We start from the raw sequence: 18,158 nt of genomic DNA, 5'->3' as shown, positions 1-18,158 counted from the left end.
GACGCCTCCGGCCGGCGCGGGGCGCGCTCGGGCGGGGCGGCGCCCTCCGGCAGGGCCTCCCGGAGGCCGCCGCGGCCGGTGTCCCGGCGGCGCGGGCCGATCGACAGGGTACCGGCCTGGGTCCGGGGCTCCTCCGGGCGGCGCTCCGTCTCGATCTGGCTCAGGCGGCCCACCAGCCGCTCGAGGGCGCCGTGGACGCCCTCCATCGTGGCCTGGAGCCGCTTGTCGCAGGCGGCCTGCTGCGCCTTCAGGTCCGCGAGCGTCGCCTGCAGGACGTCCATCCCGGCCGGATCGGCCCCGGCCCGGCCCTCGCGTCCCGCCCCGATCGTGTCGGCGACGGCGCTGCGGGCCGCGCGCTCGACCGCGGCCTGGAGCGGGGCCTCGTCCCGCAGGAGCGCGACCTGGGCCAGGAGGTCGCCCATGGTGCGCTCGAGGCCGGCCAGGGCCGGATCGCTGCCGCGGGTGTCGATCCGGCGGGCGAGCGCCAGCACCTGCTTCTCCAGCCCGTCGAGGGCGTCGCCCCCGACGCCCTGCCCGACGCGGTCGAGCTTCTCGGCCAGGCCCCGCAGCATGCCGTGGATCGACGCGAGATCGTCGCCCGGCACCGGCGGCCGGCGCAGCGACTCGCCGATCTGCTCGAGGCGCTCCATCACGTCGCCGACCGGGTTCACGGCGGTGACCTGGTCGACCTTGGCCGAGAGGGCGTCGATCCGCCCGAGGATGTCGCCCGAGGCGTCGGGCAGGTCGCCCGAGGCCCGCGCCGCCGTCTCGGCCCGCATGTCGTCGAGCTTGCGGTCGAGGTCGGCGATGCCCTTGGCGAGGGCCGGCGCGCCCGCCTGGCCCGGGCTCCGGAGCCCGCTGCGGATCTCCTCGAGGAGGGGCTTCAGCTCGTCCATGAGGGGACGGTTGCCGACCATGCTGGCGCCGAGCGAGGCCACCGTCTCGGTGAGCTCGTTCACGGAATGGGCCAGGCTCTGGATCCGGGCCGGGTCGGCCAGGGTCGCGATCTGGCCGCGGATGTCGTCGAGCTCGCGGAACAGCTTCGAGACCGCGTCGCGGTCGGCGAGGCCGCCGGTGCGCTGCACGCCGAGCGCGCCGTCGACCTGCCGGGCCAGGCGCTCGACGTCCTGGGTCACGCGGGCGTGGACGTTGGCCGCGACCTCGTCGGCGAGGCGCCCGACCTGGACCCGCATCAGGTCGATGGGACCGGCGATCGCCGCGAGGTCGGCGGGCTCGCGCGCCCGCTGGACCTCGTCCGTCAGGGTGCGGACGGCCTGCTCCAGGGTGCCGACGTCGCCGCTCGTGGCGAGCCCGCCGACCGAGTCGCGCAGGCGCGTGGTCTCGGCCTGGAGGCCCGCGATGGCCGGCGAGAGCGCGCCCGCCCCGGCTCCCGCGGTCTCGGCCGCGCGGTCGGGGTCCCGCGGCGAACCGCCGCCGGATTCAGCGGCGGCGTCCGCGGCGCCGGCCGCGTCGCCGTCAAGCTGCTGCTGGCGCCGGCGGATCTCGGCCACGGCGGCCTTCAGGTCCTCCTGCACCGGGCGGACCCGGCGGCGCCCCGGCGCCGAGAGGCGCTCGCCGGGCGCCGAGAGGCGCTCGCCGAGTTCCGCGATGCGCTGCTCGAACTCGCGCAGAAGAGTGTCGACGCGGGCGGGCTCGGCGCCGCTGCGCAGCGTCTCGCTCAGCCGGGTCTCGATGCCCTCGACCGCCTTCGCGACCGCCTGGCCCGCGGCGTCGCGGGTCTCGCTCAGGCGGCGGTCGATCTCGTCGAGGCGGCGCGTCATGGCGGAGACCGCCTCGGCCACGCTCGGATCGATTGTCGGCGCCGGGGCGGGCCAGCGCGCCTCCGCGCCGCGGCCGGCGCGGCCGCGGCCGCCCTTGTCGCCGTCCCGGTGCCCCGCCTCCCCGGCCGGGTGCCAGCCGCGCTCGGCGGCCCGGCCCGGGCCACCGCCCGGGGGTTGCCCTCCCGGGGGCCGACCGCGCGGCGCGGCGTGTCCCGGAGGCCGCCCGCCCCGCCCGCCCGAGCGCGCCGTGCCCTCCGAGACCGCCGCCGCGAGCCACTCCTCGACCGACATGCCGGCGCGCTGCGCCGCCTCGCGCGCGGCCTCCCGCAGGTCGGGATCGAAGGCGTCGAGGCTCGGGGTGGCGTTCCGTCTCATGAGCGGGCTCTGCACTGAGGGGGACTGCGTCGGGACAGCGGGACGGCGCGGGCGCTGCACCGGTGCGGTTCAGCGGGATGGGTGCGGGGCGCCCGCCGGAACCCTTGAGAGAATTGGTCGTCGGCGGAGCGCCCGAAGGCCCTGCCGGCGACTTTCGAAGTTTAGGGTAAACAAGCTGTTAAGGGCCGGCCGCGGAGCGGCCGCCCGGCGCCGCTACCCCCGGGGGCGCGCCCGTCGCCGGCTCCCGCTAGGTGATTTGAATTTTTTTTGCTCACAACCCAAGCGCGAGCGATCCGGTGTTTCCGCTACCGCGACCCCCGTGGAACCCCGCTTTCACGTGTCGTAACGGTTAAGGATTTTTCTCTCTAAGCCTCTGACCATCATGAGGTTTAACCGTAAGTAACACACGCTCAAGTTGACGTTACCTTTCCCTTAGGTAGGTCAAATGACCTTCTTTGTGTCATGGTGCGTCCGATGGCGACGGAAGGCCGACGCGGCGAGCGCACGGGTTCAACGGGGGAACAGCCATGGCTTATGACCGTCAGACCGAGGTGAACAGGTCGGCCTCGGGCCGCGCCGGGGTCGGGACCCCGCGGTCTGGCCGCCAGGGCCGCCACGCGGCTCCGGCCACGCTGACCATCGGCGACCTGGCGGACGAGTTCGGCGTGACGCTGCGGGCGCTGCGCTTCTACGAGGCCAAGGGCCTGCTGCATCCGCAGCGCCGGGGCACGACGCGCCTCTACACCGAGGAGGACCGCTCCCGCCTCGCCACGATCCTGCGGGGCAAGGAGCTCGGCTTCACCCTCCGGGAGATTTCCGCGATGGTCGACGGCGACGAGCTCGTCGACCCGAATGCCGGCCCGACCCTGTCGCTCTCGCCGACCCAGGTCGCCGAGCAGATCGCCCACCTGGAGAACCAGAAGGCCGAGATCGAGCGCGCCCTCGACGCCCTGCGCGGCTACGGCAAGCCCGTCGCCAGCGCCTGAGCGCCGCCGCGGCGGCCGAGCGCCGGGCCCCCGGCCGGCCTCGGCACCGGCGCTCCCTCGACCCTGCGGCCCGGCCCGGGAGTCCGGCGTGCGCGGCGCGCCGACGCTCCGGCGAGCGCGCCGACCCTCTTCCGTTCGGCCGCGAGATAGTTTAGATGTGAACTATCTCGCGGCGGGACGGCCGCGGCAGGGACCGTGGGAGCAGGGACGCATGCCGAGCTACAAGGCGCCGGTCGAGGAGGTGCTGTTTCTCCTGAACGACGTGTTCGGGATCGAGCGCTACAACACCCTGCCGGGCTTCGCCGACGCGACCCCCGACGTGGTCGAGGCCGTCGTCGGCGAGGGCGCGAAGCTGTGCGAGGAGGTGCTGGCCCCCCTCAACCGCGCGGGCGACGTCGAGGGCTGCACCCGGCACCCGGACGGCCGCGTGACCACCCCGAAGGGCTTCAAGGCCGGCTACGACGCCTACGCGGGCGGCGGCTGGATGGGCCTGTCGATGCCGGCCGAGTACGGCGGGCAGGGTCTGCCCCACGCGCTGAACAGCGTGATCCAGGAATTCGTCTCCGGCGCGAACCTCGCGCTCGGGATGTATCCGGGCCTGACCCAGGGCGCCATGGCGGCGCTGCTCGTGCACGGCACCGAGCAGCAGAAGCGGGCCTACCTGCCGAAGATGATCGACGGCACCTGGACCGGGACCATGAACCTGACCGAGCCGCATTGCGGCACGGATCTCGGCCTCCTGAAGACGAAGGCGGTGCCCAACGGCGACGGCTCCTACGCGCTCACGGGCACCAAGATCTTCATCTCGGCGGGCGAGCACGACCTGTCGGAGAACATCATCCACTTGGTGCTCGCCCGCATCGAGGGCGCGCCGGCGGGCACCAAGGGCATCTCGCTCTTCGTGGTGCCGAAGATCCTGCTGAACCCGGACGGCTCGCCCGGCGGCCGCAACGGCGTGGCCTGCGGCTCCATCGAGCACAAGATGGGCATCCACGGCAACGCGACCTGCGTCATGAACTACGACGGCGCCACGGGCTGGCTCGTCGGCGAGGCCAACCGCGGCCTCAACGCCATGTTCGTGATGATGAACGAGGCGCGCCTGGCGGTGGGCATCCAGGGGCTCGGGCAGTCCGAGGTCGCCTACCAGAACGCCGTCGCGTACGCCCGCGACCGGCTCCAGGGCCGGGCCCTGACCGGCGCCGCGGCGCCCGACAAGCCCGCCGACCCGATCATCGTCCATCCGGACGTGCGCCGCGCCCTGATGGGCATCCGGGCCTTCAACGAGGCCGCCCGGGCGCTCGTGCTGTGGACCGCCCTGCAATCCGACGTCGCCCACCGCTCCGACGACCCGGCGGCCCGCCAGGCCGCGGACGACCACATGGGCCTGATGACCCCCGTCGTGAAGGGCGTGCTGACGGATCGGGGCTTCGCCAACGCGGTCGAGGCCCAGCAGATGTTCGGCGGCCACGGCTACGTCGAGGAATGGGGCATGTCGCAGTTCGTGCGCGACGCCCGCATCGCCCAGATCTACGAGGGCGCCAACGGCATCCAGGCCATGGACCTCGTCGGCCGCAAGCTGCCCCGCGACGGCGGCCGCGCGATGATGCGCTTCCTCTCCGAGGTCGAGGCCTTCTCCCGGGAGAATGCCGACGACGAGGCCCTGAAGCCGTTCCTGGCGCCCCTGGCCAAGTCCCTGGGCCACCTCCAGCAGGCCACGATGTGGCTGATGCAGAATGCCATGGCGAGGCCCGACAACGCCGGCGCCGGCGCCACCGACTACATGCACCTGATGGGGCTCGTCGCCATGGGCTACATGTGGGCGCGCATCGCCAAGGCGGCCGCGGCCCGCAAGGCCGCCGGCCACGCCGTCGCCCGCATGGACGCGAGGCTCGCCACCGGCCGCTTCTACGTCGAGCGCGTCCTGCCCGAGACCGCGACCCGGCTCGCCCGCATCTCGGCCGGCGCCGACGCCGTCATGGCGGTGCCGGCGGACATGTTCTAGGCTCGCGCGGGCCCGGGGTCCCCGCCCGCGGGCCCGCCCGGACCGCGGCGGAGCCGGCCCGGCCTCGCCGCGAGGCGGGCCCGCTCCGCCCCCCGATCCGCCGCCCCGGCCCGCGCCGGGGCCGCCCGCACCATCCCGGGAAGAAGCACCCATGCCCGACGCCTTCATCTACGATCACGTCCGCACGCCCCGCGGCCGCGGCAAGACCGACGGGTCCCTGCACGAGGTCACGGCCCTGCGCCTCGCCGAGACGGCCCTGCGCGCCATCCGGGACCGCAACGGCCTCGACACGGCGCGCGTCGACGACGTCGTGCTCGGCTGCGTCGACCCGGTCGGCGAGGCCGGCGGCGACATCGCCCGCGCGGCGGCCCTCGTGGCCGATTACGGCGACCACGTCCCGGGCGTGCAGATCAACCGCTTCTGCGCCTCCGGCCTCGACGCCGTGAACTTCGCGGCCGCCCAGGTCATGGCCGGCCAGCACGACCTCACGGTCGGCGGCGGCGTCGAGTCGATGAGCCGCGTCGGGCTCGGCGCCTCCGGCGGCGCCTGGCCGGTGGACCCGGCCATCGCCATCAAGTCGTACTTCATGCCCCAGGGCGTCTCGGCGGACCTGATCGCCTCGAAGTACGGGTTCTCCCGCGACGCCTGCGACGCCTACGCGGTCGAGTCGCAGGCGCGCTCCGCCCGCTCCTGGGAGGAGGGCCGGTTCCGGGACTCCGTCGTGCCGGTGCGCGACATCAACGGCCTGACGCTGCTCGCCCGCGACGAGCACATGCGGCCCGGCACCGACATGCAGTCGCTCGCCGCCCTCAAGCCCTCCTTCGTGCAGATGGGCCAGATGGGCGGCTTCGACGCGGTGGCGACCGACGCCCATCCGGACGTCGAGGCGGTCGACCACGTCCACCACGCCGGCAACTCGTCGGGCATCGTCGACGGCGCCGCCGCGGTGCTGATCGGCTCGAGGGATGCCGGCGCGGGCGCGGGCCTCACGCCCCGCGCCCGCATCCGCGCCTTCGCCAACATCGGCTCGGACCCCGCCCTGATGCTCACCGGGCCGGTGGACGTGACCCGCAAGGTGCTCCGGCGCGCCGGCATGGAGGTCGGCGACATCGACCTGTTCGAGGTCAACGAGGCCTTCGCCTCGGTGGTGCTGCGCTTCCGCCAGGCGTTCGACCTCGGGCCCGACGCCGTCAACGTGAACGGCGGCGCCATCGCGATGGGCCACCCGCTCGGCGCCACCGGGGCGATGATCCTCGGCACGGTGCTGGACGAGCTCGAGCGCACCGGGAAGGCGACCGCCCTCGTGACGCTGTGCATCGGCGCCGGCATGGGCACCGCCACGATCATCGAGCGCGTCTGACCTGAGGGAATCCGCATGCCGAGAACCTTGTCCCTCCGGGCGCTCCTGGCGGCGCTGGCCCTGATCCTCTCCGCCGCGCCCGGGGCCCGGGCCGACGATTTCCGCGCCGCCCTCGCCCGCGACATCGTCCTGAAGACGGTCGCCCGCAACCTCGGCGCCGCGTTCCGGCAGGCCGAGGAGAAGACCCTGGCGTCGGTGCCGGCCGAGAAGGCCGGCCCGATGCGGGCCGAGCTCGACCGGACCTTCGCGCAGGAGCGCGACACCCTCGTCGACCAGCTCTCCAAGGAGTACGCGCAGGCGTTCAGCGCCGACGAGCTGACGCGGCTCGCGAAGATCTACGACGACCCGGTCTACCAGAAGTTCCAGGCGCTCAACGCCGACCCGACCTCGATGGTCACCTCCATCACCAAGGACGCGGTGACCAGGATGATGAACCTCCTCGCGCTCGCGGCCCTGTCGCAGCAGCCGGGCGACGCCCCGCCGCCCGGAGCGCCGCCGCCGCCCGCCAGGCCCTGAGCGGCGCCGGCCGCAAGCCCCGGCGCCCCAAGCGCCGGCGCCGAGCACCGAGTGCCGGCGCCACGTCTCAAGACCCAGTGCCACGCCCCACGAGGCCCCGATGAACCTCACCGCCTTCCGCTTCGAGACCGATGCCGACGGCATCGCGCTCGCGACCTGGGACATGCCCGGCCGCTCGATGAACGTGATCACCCCGGAGGTGATCGACGATCTCCAGCAGATCATCGAGGCGGTGGCGGCCGATCCGGCCGTCAAGGGGTGCGTCGTCACCTCGGGCAAGGACGCCTTCTCGGGCGGCGCCGACCTGACCATGCTCCAGGGGCTCGGCGCCGAGTACGCGCGCCTCAAGGCCGAGCGCGGCGAGGAGGAGGCGATGGGCCGCTTCTTCGAGGAATCGCGCCGGCTCTCCCTGCTCTACCGCAAGCTCGAGACCTGCGGGAAGCCATTCGCCGCGGCGGTGCACGGGACCTGCCTCGGGGGGGCGTTCGAGCTGGCGCTCGCCTGCCATCACCGGGTGCTGTCGGACGACGACAGGACCCGGGTCGGGCTGCCGGAGATCAAGGTCGGGCTGTTCCCCGGCGCCGGCGGCACCCAGCGGGTGTCGCGCCTGATGCAGACCGGCGACGCGCTCCAGATGCTGTTCAAGGGCGAGCAGATCCGCCCGCTCATGGCCCGCAACATGGGCCTCGTCCACGCGGTGGCGCCGCGGGCCGAGATCGTCGACCAGGCCCGCGCGTGGATCAAGGCCGGCGGCTCGGCCGTGGCGCCCTGGGACCAGCCGAAGTTCAAGGCGCCCTCCGGAAAGGTGTACTCGCCGGCCGGCATGATGATCTGGCCGCCCGCCAACGCCATCTACCGGCGCGAGACCCACGACAACTACCCGGCCGCGAAGGCGATCCTCGGCGCGGTGTACGAGGGCCTGCAGCTCCCGATGGACCTGGCGCTGCGGGTCGAGAGCCGGTACTTCGCCAAGATCCTGCGCTCGACGGAAGCCGCGGCGATGATCCGCACGCTGTTCCTGTCCATGGGCGAGCTCAACAAGGGCGCCCGCCGGCCGAAGGGCGTCGGGCCGACGCAGCTGCGCAAGGTCGGCGTCGTCGGCGCCGGCTTCATGGGCGCGGGCATCGCCTACGTCACCGCCCAGGCGGGCATGGAGGTGGTGCTGGTCGACCAGTCGGCCGAGGCCGCCGAGAAGGGCAGGGCCTACGCCCACAAGCTCGTCTCCGACCAGATCATGAAGGGGCGCGCCAAGACCGCCGACCGGGACGCCCTGCTCGCCCGCATCAGCGCGAGCGCCGCCTACGGGGACCTGGCCGGCTGCGACCTCGTGATCGAGGCGGTGTTCGAGGACCCGGCGGTCAAGGCCGAGGTCATCGCCAAGGTCGAGGCGGTGATCGGGCCCGATGCCGTCTTCGCCTCCAACACCTCGACGCTGCCGATCAGCGGCCTCGCCGGCTCCTCAGGCCGCCCGGAGCAGTTCGTCGGCATCCACTTCTTCTCGCCGGTCGAGAAGATGATGCTGGTCGAGATCATCATGGGCCGGGCCACGGGCGAGCGGGCCCTGGCAGTCGCCCTCGACTACGTGCGGGCGATCAAGAAGACGCCGATCGTGGTCAACGACGCCCGCGGGTTCTTCGCCAACCGCTGCGTGGGGGCCTACATCCTCGAGGGCCACCTGATGCTGGCCGAGGGCGTCCCGGCCGCGATGATCGAGAATGCCGGCCGGCAGGCCGGCATGCCGGTCGGGCCGCTCTCGCTCAACGACGAGGTCGGGGTCGATCTCGGCCTCAAGATCCTCAAGGCCACCCGGGCGCAGGCCGGCGAGGGCGCCGTGAACCCGACCCAGGAGCGCCTGCTCACCGCCCTCGTGGAGCGGGAGGGCCGCCTCGGGCGCAAGAACCGCAAGGGATTCTACGACTACCCCGAGCAGGGCCAGAAGCGCCTCTGGCCGGGCCTGCGCGACCTCCAGGACATCCACCTCGACCCGGACGCGGTGGATTTCGCGGCCCTCAAGGCGCGCCTCCTCGCCACGCAGGCGCTCGAGGCGGCCCGCACGGTGGCGGAGGGCGTGGTCACCGACCCGCGCGAGGCCGACGTCGGCTCGATCCTGGGCTTCGGCTTCGCGCCCTTCACCGGGGGCGCGCTGTCCTACATCGACTTCATGGGGGCCGCGCGCTTCGTGGCCCTGTGCCGGGACCTCGAGGCGCGGCACGGCGCCCGCTTCGCCCCGCCCCAGGCCCTCGTCGCCATGGCGGAGACGGGCGCGACCTACTACGGCGAGGCGGCCCGGAAGGCGGCCTGAGCCCCCCGGCGCGCCCCGGCCGGGACGCCCGGAGCCGGGGCCCGCCCGGAAACCGGGCGGCCGCGCTGGCGCGGCGGGGCGGACCGCCCTACCTCGGCGGCAGGTTTTCCCCGGCCCGGAGAAGGTCCCTGCCGCCCGCGACCGCCCTGCCCGTCGAGCCGCGCCCCGGCCCATGAGGCGCCTCGTCCAGATCTCCGACCTGCATTTCGGCCGCACCGATCCGGCCGTGGTCGACGGGCTGGTCGCGGAGCTCAACCGGGACCGGCCGGACCTCGTCGTCGCCTCGGGCGACTTCACCATGCGGGCGAGGACGCGGGAATACGAGCAGGCCCGTGCCTTCCTGGCCCGCCTCGCCCCGCCCTGGATCGCGGTCCCGGGCAACCACGACATCTCGCCGTTCCGGCTCTGGCAGCGGTTCTTCCATCCGTTCCGCCGCTTCCGGCGCTACATCGCGCCCGAGACCGAGCCCGTCTACCAGGACGACGAGATCGCGGTGATCGGCCTCAACACGGTCCGGACCTGGGCGCCCGAGCGCGACTGGTCGCAGGGCAAGATCACCCGGGCGCAGATCCGCCGCACGGAGGCGCGCCTCGCGGCCCTGCCGCCGGGGCTGTTCCGCATCGTGGTGGCGCACCACCCGTTCATGCCGCCGCCCTGGGACGAGGCGGCCCGCCTCGTCGGGCGCGCCGACGAGGCGCTCGCGGCCTTCCAGCGCCACGGCGTCGGCCTGACCCTCGCCGGCCACCTGCACCGGGGCTACGCGCGCTTCGCCGAGCCGCGGGCTGCGGGCCCGCCCCGGGCCGAGATCGACCGCCCGGAGGCCACGGCGAGCGCCCGGCGCCTGCTCGCGGTCCAGGCCGGCTCCGCCACCTCCACGCGCCTGCGCGGCAACGAGCCCAACGCCTACAACCGCATCACGGTGGAGAACGGCATCGCCACCGTGCAGGTGCGGCTGTGGACCGGCCGGGACTGGTGCGACGCGGCCGAATCCGGCACCGCCCGCTGCTCGGCCGAGGAGTGAGGCCTCAGCCCGCCAGGGCCGCCGTCACCTCGATCTCGACCTTCATCTCCGGCCGCAGCAGGCCTGCCACCACCACGATCGTCGCGGCCGGCCTGACCTCGCGCAGCACCCGGCCGCAGACGGCGAGCACGGCCTCGCAATCGGCCCGGTCGGTGACGTAGTAGGTCGCCCGCACCACGTGGGCGAGGCCGGAGCCGGCCTCGTCGAGCACGCCCGCGATGGTGCGCCAGCAGGCCTCCGCCTGGGCGCCGGCCGCCTCCGGCAGGGTCATGGCGGCGTAGTCGTAGCCGGTGGTGCCGGCCACGAACACGAAGCCGTTCTGCACGACGGCGCGCGCGTAGCCGTAGTCGCGCTCGAACGAGGAGCCCCCATCGATCCGCCGCCGCATCGCCCCGGCTCCGCTCCGCCTGCCTTCGCGGCGAGACTAGAGCGTTTTCGAACGAAGGGGCAACCGGTCCGCCGCGCGGCGGCCGGACCCCGCTTCCCCCGCCTGAGCACGAGGCCCCGCCCGGACGGCGGGTCCGGGCGGGGCCTCGGAGGAGCCGCGGCCGCGAGCTTCGGGCCGCGGGCACTCGTGAGCCCGGCGGCGAGGCTTTCCTACTCGGCCGCGACCTTGTGGGCCTGCGAGCCGTCCGTGTAGGTCTCGGCCGAGAGGCGCTTGTGGGGCGCGGCGCGGCCCGGCAGGGGCGGCAGGGCCTTGGCCTTCTCGAGGTCGATGCCGGCGCCCTCCGCGACGCGGCGGCCGTAATCCTCGTCCGCGTGCCAGAAGTGCCAGACCATCCGCAACTGGATCGCCTCGGGGCACTCCTTCATGTCGGCGACGAGGTTCGCGATCAGGTCGTCGCGCTCCCAGGCCTCGAACGAGCGGTAGCGGTTGCCGGCCTGGGTGTAGTCGTCCTCGGTCCGGCTGGTCTGGTAGCGGCCGAGCTGGCCCTCCACCGGCTGGTGGTACTCGCGCGCGGGCCGGGGCGCCTCGCGCAGGCCCTCGGACAGGGTGCTCGGCTCGTAGTTGATGTGCCGGTTGGGACCGGTGCCGTCGACCCCGAAGGTCATCTGGCCGTCGCGCTGGTTAGAGTACACCTTCACGCCCGGCTGCGGCGCGTTGATCGGCAGCTGCAGGTAGTTCGGGCCGACCCGGTAGCGCTGCGTGTCCGAGTAGGACAGCGTGCGGCCCTGGAGCATCTTGTCGTCCGAGAAGTCGATGCCGTCCACGAGCACGCCCGTGCCGAAGGCCGACTGCTCCACGTCGGCGAAGAAGTTGTCAGGCACCCGGTCGAGCACCATGCGGCCGCACTTCAGCAGCGGGAACTGGTCCTCGGGCCAGCGCTTCGTGTCGTCGAGGGGGTCGAACGACAGGTGGTCGTTGGGCCCGTCCGGCATGATCTGGACCGCGAACTCCCACTCGGGGAAGTTGCCGGCCGCGATGGTGTCGTAGAGGTCCTGCGTCGCGTGGCCGACGTTCTTGGCCTGGATCGCCTCGGCCTGCGCCGAGGTCAGGTTGCGCACGCCCTGCTTGGGAATCCAGTGGAACTTGCACAGGTGCGCCACGCCCTGGTCGTTGACCAGCTTGTAGGTGTTGACGCCCGAGCCCTCCATCTCGCGGTAGTTGGCCGGGATGCCCCAGGGCGACTTCAGCCAGGTCACCATGTGGATCGACTCCGGGTGCATCGCCACGAAGTCGAAGAAGCGCCAAGCCTCCTGGCGGTTGGTCACCGGGTCGGGCTTGAAGGCGTGGATCATGTCCGGGAACTTGATCGCGTCCCGGATGAAGAAGACCTTGAGGTTGTTGCCGACGAGGTCCCAGTTGCCGTCGACGGTCTTGAACTTGACCGCGAAGCCGCGCGGGTCGCGGGCGGTCTCGGGGCTCTCCTTGGCGCCCGCCACGGTGGAGAAGCGCACGAACATCGGGGTCTTGACGCCGGTCTCGTTGAGGACGCGGGCGCGGGTGTAGGTGGAGGCGGGCTCGTCGCCGATCGTGCCGTAGGCCTCGAACCAGCCGTGGGCGCCGGCGCCGCGGGCGTGGACCACCCGCTCGGGGATCCGCTCGCGGTCGAAATGCGTGATCTTCTCGATGAACTGGTAGTTCTCGAGCGTGGCCGGACCCCTCTCACCGACCGTGCGCATGCTCTGGTTATCGCGGACCGGGTGGCCCTGGCGGGTGGTGAGGACGGGGCGTTGGTCGCTCATGAGAACTCCTCTGGCGTGGACGGGCGCGGGGCGCGTCGCCCCGAAAGGGGGCGCCCGCACGGGACACGGCTCACATAGGGGCGCCCCGGGGCAGCCCCAAGGACCCTGGAACTGGTCTGGCTCGAACTTATGGGCCGATCGCGACACGATGACAAATGCATCGTTGCGAAACGTCTGATAGACGGAGCCTATGAAAGTCTCGGCCCTGTCCCTCCGCGACCTCGAGTACGCCGTCGCGGTGGCGGAGGAGAGCCACTTCGGCCGGGCGGCGGAGCGCTGCGCCGTCAGCCAGCCGACGCTCAGCGTCCAGGTGCGCAAGCTCGAGGAGGCGCTCGGCATCGTGCTGTTCGAGCGCACGAGCCGGCGGGTGCTGCTGACGCCGGCCGGCCAGGCCGTGGTGCGCCAGGCCCGCCTGGTGCTGGCCGAGGCCCAGCGCCTCCTCCTCGTCGCCCGGGAGGGGGAGGACGGCCGGCTGTCGGGCCGCCTGCTGCTCGCGGCGATCCAGACCCTCGGCCCCTACCTGTTCCCGCAGGTCCTGCGGGGCCTGCGCCAGGAGTTCCCCGACGTCGCGCTGGCGCTCAGCGAGGGCCGCACGGCCGAGATCCTCGACGGCCTGCGGGAGGGGCGGTTCGACGCGGCCCTGGTCTCGCTGCCGATCGCGCCGGCGGGCTTCACGGTGGTGCCGCTGTTCGAGGAGCCGTTCCTCCTCGCCTGCCCGGCCGACCACGCCTTCGCGGGCGGCGAGGCGCCCGCCCCCGTCGACCTCGCGGGGCCCGGCCTGCTCCTCCTCGACGAGGGCAACTGCCTGCGCGACCAGGCGGTCGCCGCCTGCGGGGCCGGACCCGGCGCGGGCCGCCACGCCACCAGCCTGGAGACCCTGCGCTCGATGGTGGCGGCGGGCGCCGGCTACACGCTCCTGCCCGCCCTCGCGGCGCCCTCCGGCCCCGATCCGACGGGGCTGACGGTCTGCCGGCGCCTCGGCGCCGGCGGCCCGGGCCGCACCATCGCGCTCGCCTGGCGGGCGAGCGACCCGAGGGCGCGGGGCCTCGACGGCCTGGCGGCGTACTTCCGCGCCCATGCGCCGGGCGCAACGCTGCCCTGCGGGCACCCCCTCGACGCCCCCGCGAGCCCTGCGCGCCACGACGTTGGCCCGATTCCCGTATAGCCCGGGGGAGAGCCCGCCGGACGCCGCGAACCCCCGATGACCGCCATGAACGCCGCCCTGCCGGACCCGCGCCGCTCGCCCCTCCGCGGGGCGGCGCAGTGGGGCGGCCTCCTGGCCGCCTCGGCCGTGCTGGCGGCCCTGTTCCACGCCGCCGGCTTCCCGGCGGCCCTGCTGCTCGGCCCGATGCTGGCCGGCATCGCGTTCGGGGTCCGGGGCGCGACGATCCGGGTGCCGAAGCTCGGCTTCCAGGCCGCCCAGGCGCTGATCGGCTGCCTCGTCGCCCACGCGGTCAACGCCTCGATCGCGGCGACGCTGATGGAGGACGGCGTCCTGATCCTGGCGGTGGTGGGGGTGACCGTGGCGGCGGCGGCGGCCACCGGCTGGATCCTGACGCGCGCCCGGCTCCTGCCCGGCACCACCGCGGCCTGGGGCTCGTCCCCGGGCGGCGCCTCCGCCATGGTGGCGATGGCCGAGGAGTTCGGCGCCGACCCGCGGCTCGTCGCCTTCATGCAGTACGTCCGCGTCGCCTGCGTGGCCCTCACCGCCTCGGTGGTGGCGCGCCTCCTCGTCGTCGGCGGCGGCCCGGCGCCCGGCGCCGGCATGGAGCCGGCCCCCCTCGCGGTCCTCGCCACCCTGGCGGTCGCGGGCCTGGGCGGCTGGCTCGGCCGGCGGCTGCGGGTGCCGGCCGGCGCCATGATGGGCCCCCTCGTCATCGGGGCGAGCCTGCACGCCACCGGGCTCGCCAGCATGGCGCTGCCCTCCTGGCTGCTCGCCCTCGCGTACGCGGGCATCGGCTGGACGGTCGGCCTGCGCTTCACGCCCGCGACCGTGCGGGCGACGCTCCACGCCCTCCCGGGCGTGCTCGCGGCGACGCTCGGGCTGATCGGGCTCTGCGGCGCCTGGGCCTGGGGCCTGACCTTCCTCCTGCCCATCGACCTCCTCACCGCCTACCTCGCCACCAGCCCGGGGGGCCTCGATTCCGTGGCGATCATCGCGGTCGGCTCGAACGCCGACGTGTCGTTCGTGCTCGCGGTCCAGACCCTGCGCCTCCTCGTGGTGCTGATCACCGGGCCCCTCGTCGCCAGGTGGATCGCGCGGGCCGCACCCGTGCCGGAGGGCGGTGCCGCCGCCCCGTAAGGGCGGTGCCGCCCCGTGAGGGCGGTGCCCCGGCTCCGACGGGGTCTCCCGTCCCCTCGGGCGGGACGCCCGGTGAGGCTCCGGGGCCACGGGCAAGCTCGCCTCGCGGCCCGAAACGGGGTATCCCCGGGCCTTCGGGAACCGGAGCGCCGCGGGGCGCCCCCCAAACGAGCGTCGGACGCGCGAGCCCTTGCACGACTACATCAGGAAGATCCTGTCCGCCCGCGTCTACGACGTCGCCATCGAGAGCCCCCTCGACCCGATGCCGCGGCTGACGCAGCGGCTCGGCGCGCGCGTCCTCCTCAAGCGCGAGGACCTGCAGCCGGTCTTCTCCTTCAAGCTGCGGGGCGCCTACAACAAGATGGCGGGCCTGCCCGTCGAGGCCCTCGACCGCGGGGTGATCTGCGCCTCGGCCGGCAACCACGCGCAAGGGGTGGCGCTCGCGGCCGCCAAGCTCGGCGTCACCGCGATCATCGTGATGCCCCGCACGACGCCGGCCATCAAGGTCGAGGGCGTCCGGTCCCGCGGCGGCCAGGTGGTGCTGCACGGCGACGCCTTCGACGAGGCCTTCGCGCACGCCAAGGAGCTCGAGGCCGCGCAGGGCCTGACCTTCATCCATCCCTACGACGACCCCGACGTGATCGCCGGCCAGGGCACGATCGGCATGGAGATCCTGCACCAGCATTCCGGGCCGATCGAGGCGGTCTTCGTGCCCATCGGCGGCGGCGGGCTCGCGGCCGGCATCGCCACCTTCGTCAAGTTCCTGCGGCCGGAGACCAAGGTCATCGGCGTCGAGCCCGAGGACGCCGCCGGCATGGCGGCGGCGCTCAAGGCCGGCGAGCGGGTGGTGCTCGACCAGGTCGGGCTGTTCGCCGACGGCGTGGCGGTGCGCCAGGCCGGCGCCGAGACCTTCCGGCTCTGCCGCCAGTACCTCGACGGCGTGATCACGGTCGACACCGACGCGATCTGCGCCGCCGTCAAGGACGTGTTCGACGACACGCGGGCGATGTCCGAGCCCTCGGGCGCGCTGGCGGTGGCGGGCCTGAAGGAGTACGCGGCCCGCGGCGCCGCCGGCACCGGCGCCCTGATCGCGATCAACAGCGGCGCCAACCTGAACTTCGACCGGCTGCGCCATATCGCCGAGCGGGCGGAGCTGGGCGAGCGCCGCGAGGTGCTGCTCGCCGTCACCATCCCGGAGCGGACCGGGAGCTACCGGGCCTTCATCGAGGCCCTCGGCCGGCGCGCCATCACGGAGTTCAACTACCGCTACGCGCAAGGGGCCGACGCCCACATCTTCGTCGGCGTGCAGCTCGCCGGCGGCGCGGCCGAGAAGCGGGCCCTCGTCGCGGGCCTGACCGAGCGCGGCTACCCGGTGCTCGACCTCTCCGACAACGAGATGGCCAAGGTCCACGTCCGCTACATGGTGGGCGGCCGGGTGCCGGGCCTCGCCGACGAGCGCCTGCTGCGCTTCGAGTTCCCGGAGCGGCCCGGCGCCCTGCTCAAGTTCCTCGACAGCCTCGGCGACGTCTGGAACATCTCGCTGTTCCACTACCGCAACCACGGCGCCGATTACGGCCGGGTGCTGGCCGGCATCCAGGTGCCGGAGGGCGAGCGGGCCCGCTTCACGGCGGCGCTCGAGGACCTGGCCTATCCCTACCACGACGAGACCGAGAACCCGGCCTACCGGCTCTTCCTCGCCGGCCAGCTCGGGGCGCCGGCGCCGGAGGCGGCCCCGGCGGCGTGACCCGCCCTGGCGCGCGCGCCGCCTTGACGCCGCCCCAGTGCGGGTTCACCTCTGCCGCCCGATGCCGCCGCTCCTCGCCCTCCCCTTCCCCGCCATCGATCCGGTCGCCATCGCGATCGGCCCGCTCCAGATCAAGTGGTACGCGCTCGCCTACATCGTCGGGCTGGTGGGCGGCTGGTACTACGCCAAGCGCCTCGTCGCCGCGCCGGGGCTCTGGGGCTCCGTCCGGCGCCCCACCGCCGCCGACATCGACGACCTGATCGTCTGGGTCGCGCTCGGCGTCGTGCTCGGCGGGCGCATCGGCTACGTGCTGTTCTACAACCTCGCGGCCTATCTCTCGCACCCGGCCGAGATCCTGGCGATCTGGCGCGGCGGCATGTCGTTCCACGGCGGCTTCCTCGGCGCCGTGCTGGCCCTGCTGCTCTTCGCCCGCCGGCGCGGCCTCAACGGGTACGCCATGCTCGACCTCGCCGCCGTGGTGGTGCCGATCGGCCTGTTCTTCGGCCGCGTCGCTAACTTCGTCAACGGCGAGCTCTGGGGCCGCGCGGCGCCGGACTTCGCCTACGCCATCGCGTTCCCGAGCGGCGGCCCGGTGCCGCGCCACCCGAGCCAGCTCTACGAGGCCGCCACGGAGGGCCTGCTGCTGTTCTGCCTCATGGCGCTCGCGGTCCGGCGCTTCGGCTTCCGCAGGCCCGGGCTGCTCGGCGGCCTGTTCGTGCTCGGCTACGCGGTCGCCCGCACGGCCTGCGAGGTGTTCCGCGAGCCGGACCCGCAGCTCGGGTTCCTGTTCGGCTCGGGGGTCGGGGCGCTGGGCGGCGGCGTCACCATGGGGATGCTGCTCTGCCTGCCCATGGTGGTGGTCGGGCTCGTCTTCGTGGTCCGCGCCCTGCGGGGCGACACCCGGCCCCGGCCGCGCCTGGAGCGGGAGGCCGCCGAGCCGGAGGCGCGCTCGGCGTGAGCGGGACGCCGCTCCTCGCGGAGTTGCGCCGGCTGATCGCCCTCGAGGGGCCGATCTCGGTCGAGCGCTACATGGCGCTCTGCCTCGGCCACCCCGTGCACGGCTACTACCGCACCCGGGATCCCTTGGGCGCCGCCGGCGACTTCACCACCGCGCCCGAGATCAGCCAGATCTTCGGCGAGCTGCTCGGCCTCTGGGCCGCCGAGGTCTGGCACGGGCTCGGGCGGCCCGCCCCCGTGCGCCTGGTCGAGCTCGGCCCCGGCCGCGGCACCCTGATGGCGGACGCGCTCCGCGCCATCCGGGCCGCCGCCCCGGCCTGCGCGGCCGCCCTCGACCTGCACCTCGTCGAGACCAGCCCGGTGCTGCGGGAGGCCCAGGCGCGGGCGCTCGCCGGCCGGCACGCCCCGGTCTCCTGGCACGATTCCGTCGACACGCTCCCGGACGGCCCGGCCGTGATCCTGGCCAACGAGTTCTTCGACGCCCTGCCGGTGCGCCAGTACCAGCGCACGGCCCGCGGCTGGTGCGAGCGCCGGGTGGGCCTCGGGCCCGGCGGCGCCCTGGCGTTCGGGCTGAGCCCGGAGCCGACGCCCGAGCTCGCCGCGCCCGGCCGCGAGGGCGCCGCGC

12 protein-coding genes and 2 pseudogenes are annotated in these 18,158 nt (G+C 74.1%); 11 read left to right on the top strand and 3 right to left on the bottom strand.

Features of this window, described 5'->3' with window-relative positions; genetic code table 11:
• Positions 1-2,156 (bottom strand): annotated as a pseudogene (locus DT057_RS28545) (SEL1-like repeat protein); the annotation flags it as partial.
• 527 nt (positions 2,157-2,683) lie between these two features.
• Here DT057_RS28545 and DT057_RS28540 point away from each other — a divergent pair.
• The 6 genes from DT057_RS28540 to DT057_RS28515 all read left to right on the top strand — a co-directional run bounded on the left by DT057_RS28540 (position 2,684) and on the right by DT057_RS28515 (position 10,343).
• A complete protein-coding gene (locus DT057_RS28540) occupies positions 2,684-3,142 on the top strand; it encodes a MerR family transcriptional regulator (RefSeq protein ID WP_128565462.1) in 459 nt (152 codons plus the stop codon).
• A 211-nt stretch (positions 3,143-3,353) separates the two neighbouring features.
• Positions 3,354-5,144 (top strand): acyl-CoA dehydrogenase C-terminal domain-containing protein, encoded by a 1,791-nt coding sequence (locus DT057_RS28535; RefSeq protein WP_128565461.1) that lies wholly within the window; start codon positions 3,354-3,356, stop codon positions 5,142-5,144.
• 151 nt (positions 5,145-5,295) lie between these two features.
• Complete coding sequence (locus DT057_RS28530; RefSeq protein ID WP_128565460.1) at positions 5,296-6,504, top strand: acetyl-CoA C-acetyltransferase; 1,209 nt, start codon at positions 5,296-5,298, stop codon at positions 6,502-6,504.
• Between the two features lie 15 nt (positions 6,505-6,519).
• Entirely contained in the window at positions 6,520-7,020 is a 501-nt protein-coding gene (locus DT057_RS28525) for a hypothetical protein (protein WP_128565459.1), read from the top strand.
• A gap of 100 nt (positions 7,021-7,120) precedes the next feature.
• Positions 7,121-9,322 (top strand): 3-hydroxyacyl-CoA dehydrogenase NAD-binding domain-containing protein, encoded by a 2,202-nt coding sequence (locus tag DT057_RS28520; RefSeq protein WP_128565458.1) that lies wholly within the window; start codon positions 7,121-7,123, stop codon positions 9,320-9,322.
• 172 nt (positions 9,323-9,494) lie between these two features.
• Positions 9,495-10,343: a metallophosphoesterase family protein gene (locus DT057_RS28515; protein WP_128565457.1), complete on the top strand. Its 849-nt coding sequence runs from the start codon at positions 9,495-9,497 to the stop codon at positions 10,341-10,343.
• 4 nt (positions 10,344-10,347) lie between these two features.
• Here the strand turns inward: DT057_RS28515 and DT057_RS28510 are convergent, their stop codons facing one another.
• The gene (locus tag DT057_RS28510) at positions 10,348-10,731 is read right to left on the bottom strand and encodes a RidA family protein (RefSeq protein ID WP_128565456.1); all 384 of its coding nucleotides are present in this window, start codon (positions 10,729-10,731) and stop codon (positions 10,348-10,350) included.
• Positions 10,732-10,940: 209 nt separating this feature from the next.
• Positions 10,941-12,530: a catalase gene (locus DT057_RS28505; protein ID WP_128565455.1), complete on the bottom strand. Its 1,590-nt coding sequence runs from the start codon at positions 12,528-12,530 to the stop codon at positions 10,941-10,943.
• 190 nt (positions 12,531-12,720) lie between these two features.
• On the opposite strand from DT057_RS28505, the gene DT057_RS28500 reads away from it, so the two are divergent.
• The 5 genes and pseudogenes from DT057_RS28500 to DT057_RS28480 all read left to right on the top strand — a co-directional run.
• Entirely contained in the window at positions 12,721-13,695 is a 975-nt protein-coding gene (locus DT057_RS28500) for a LysR substrate-binding domain-containing protein (protein ID WP_128565454.1), read from the top strand.
• 36 nt (positions 13,696-13,731) lie between these two features.
• The gene (locus DT057_RS28495; RefSeq protein WP_203236405.1) at positions 13,732-14,832 is read left to right on the top strand and encodes an AbrB family transcriptional regulator; all 1,101 of its coding nucleotides are present in this window, start codon (positions 13,732-13,734) and stop codon (positions 14,830-14,832) included.
• A gap of 187 nt (positions 14,833-15,019) precedes the next feature.
• Positions 15,020-16,576 (top strand): annotated as a pseudogene (gene ilvA / locus DT057_RS28490) (threonine ammonia-lyase, biosynthetic); the annotation flags it as partial.
• A 61-nt stretch (positions 16,577-16,637) separates the two neighbouring features.
• Entirely contained in the window at positions 16,638-17,534 is an 897-nt protein-coding gene (gene lgt / locus DT057_RS28485; RefSeq protein ID WP_128565463.1) for a prolipoprotein diacylglyceryl transferase, read from the top strand.
• Positions 17,531-18,158: SAM-dependent methyltransferase (locus tag DT057_RS28480; RefSeq protein ID WP_244937403.1), on the top strand; the 628-nt coding region annotated here is incomplete at its 3' end. The genes lgt and DT057_RS28480, both read left to right, overlap by 4 nt.

It is taken from the genome of Methylobacterium crusticola, from assembly GCF_003574465.1.
GTDB classification, from domain to species: domain Bacteria; phylum Pseudomonadota; class Alphaproteobacteria; order Rhizobiales; family Beijerinckiaceae; genus Methylobacterium; species Methylobacterium crusticola.
This window is presented reverse-complemented; position numbering and strand designations above follow the sequence as displayed.

Coding starts and splice junctions, on each gene's coding strand:
- DT057_RS28540 (WP_128565462.1), top strand. CDS start 2,684: ATGGCTTATGACCGTCAGACCGAGGTGAACAGGTCGGCCTCGGGCCGC.
- DT057_RS28505 (WP_128565455.1), bottom strand. CDS start 12,530: ATGAGCGACCAACGCCCCGTCCTCACCACCCGCCAGGGCCACCCGGTC.
- DT057_RS28515 (WP_128565457.1), top strand. CDS start 9,495: ATGAGGCGCCTCGTCCAGATCTCCGACCTGCATTTCGGCCGCACCGAT.
- lgt (WP_128565463.1), top strand. CDS start 16,638: ATGCCGCCGCTCCTCGCCCTCCCCTTCCCCGCCATCGATCCGGTCGCC.
- DT057_RS28495 (WP_203236405.1), top strand. CDS start 13,732: ATGACCGCCATGAACGCCGCCCTGCCGGACCCGCGCCGCTCGCCCCTC.
- DT057_RS28525 (WP_128565459.1), top strand. CDS start 6,520: ATGCCGAGAACCTTGTCCCTCCGGGCGCTCCTGGCGGCGCTGGCCCTG.
- DT057_RS28500 (WP_128565454.1), top strand. CDS start 12,721: ATGAAAGTCTCGGCCCTGTCCCTCCGCGACCTCGAGTACGCCGTCGCG.
- DT057_RS28530 (WP_128565460.1), top strand. CDS start 5,296: ATGCCCGACGCCTTCATCTACGATCACGTCCGCACGCCCCGCGGCCGC.
- DT057_RS28510 (WP_128565456.1), bottom strand. CDS start 10,731: ATGCGGCGGCGGATCGATGGGGGCTCCTCGTTCGAGCGCGACTACGGC.
- DT057_RS28520 (WP_128565458.1), top strand. CDS start 7,121: ATGAACCTCACCGCCTTCCGCTTCGAGACCGATGCCGACGGCATCGCG.
- DT057_RS28535 (WP_128565461.1), top strand. CDS start 3,354: ATGCCGAGCTACAAGGCGCCGGTCGAGGAGGTGCTGTTTCTCCTGAAC.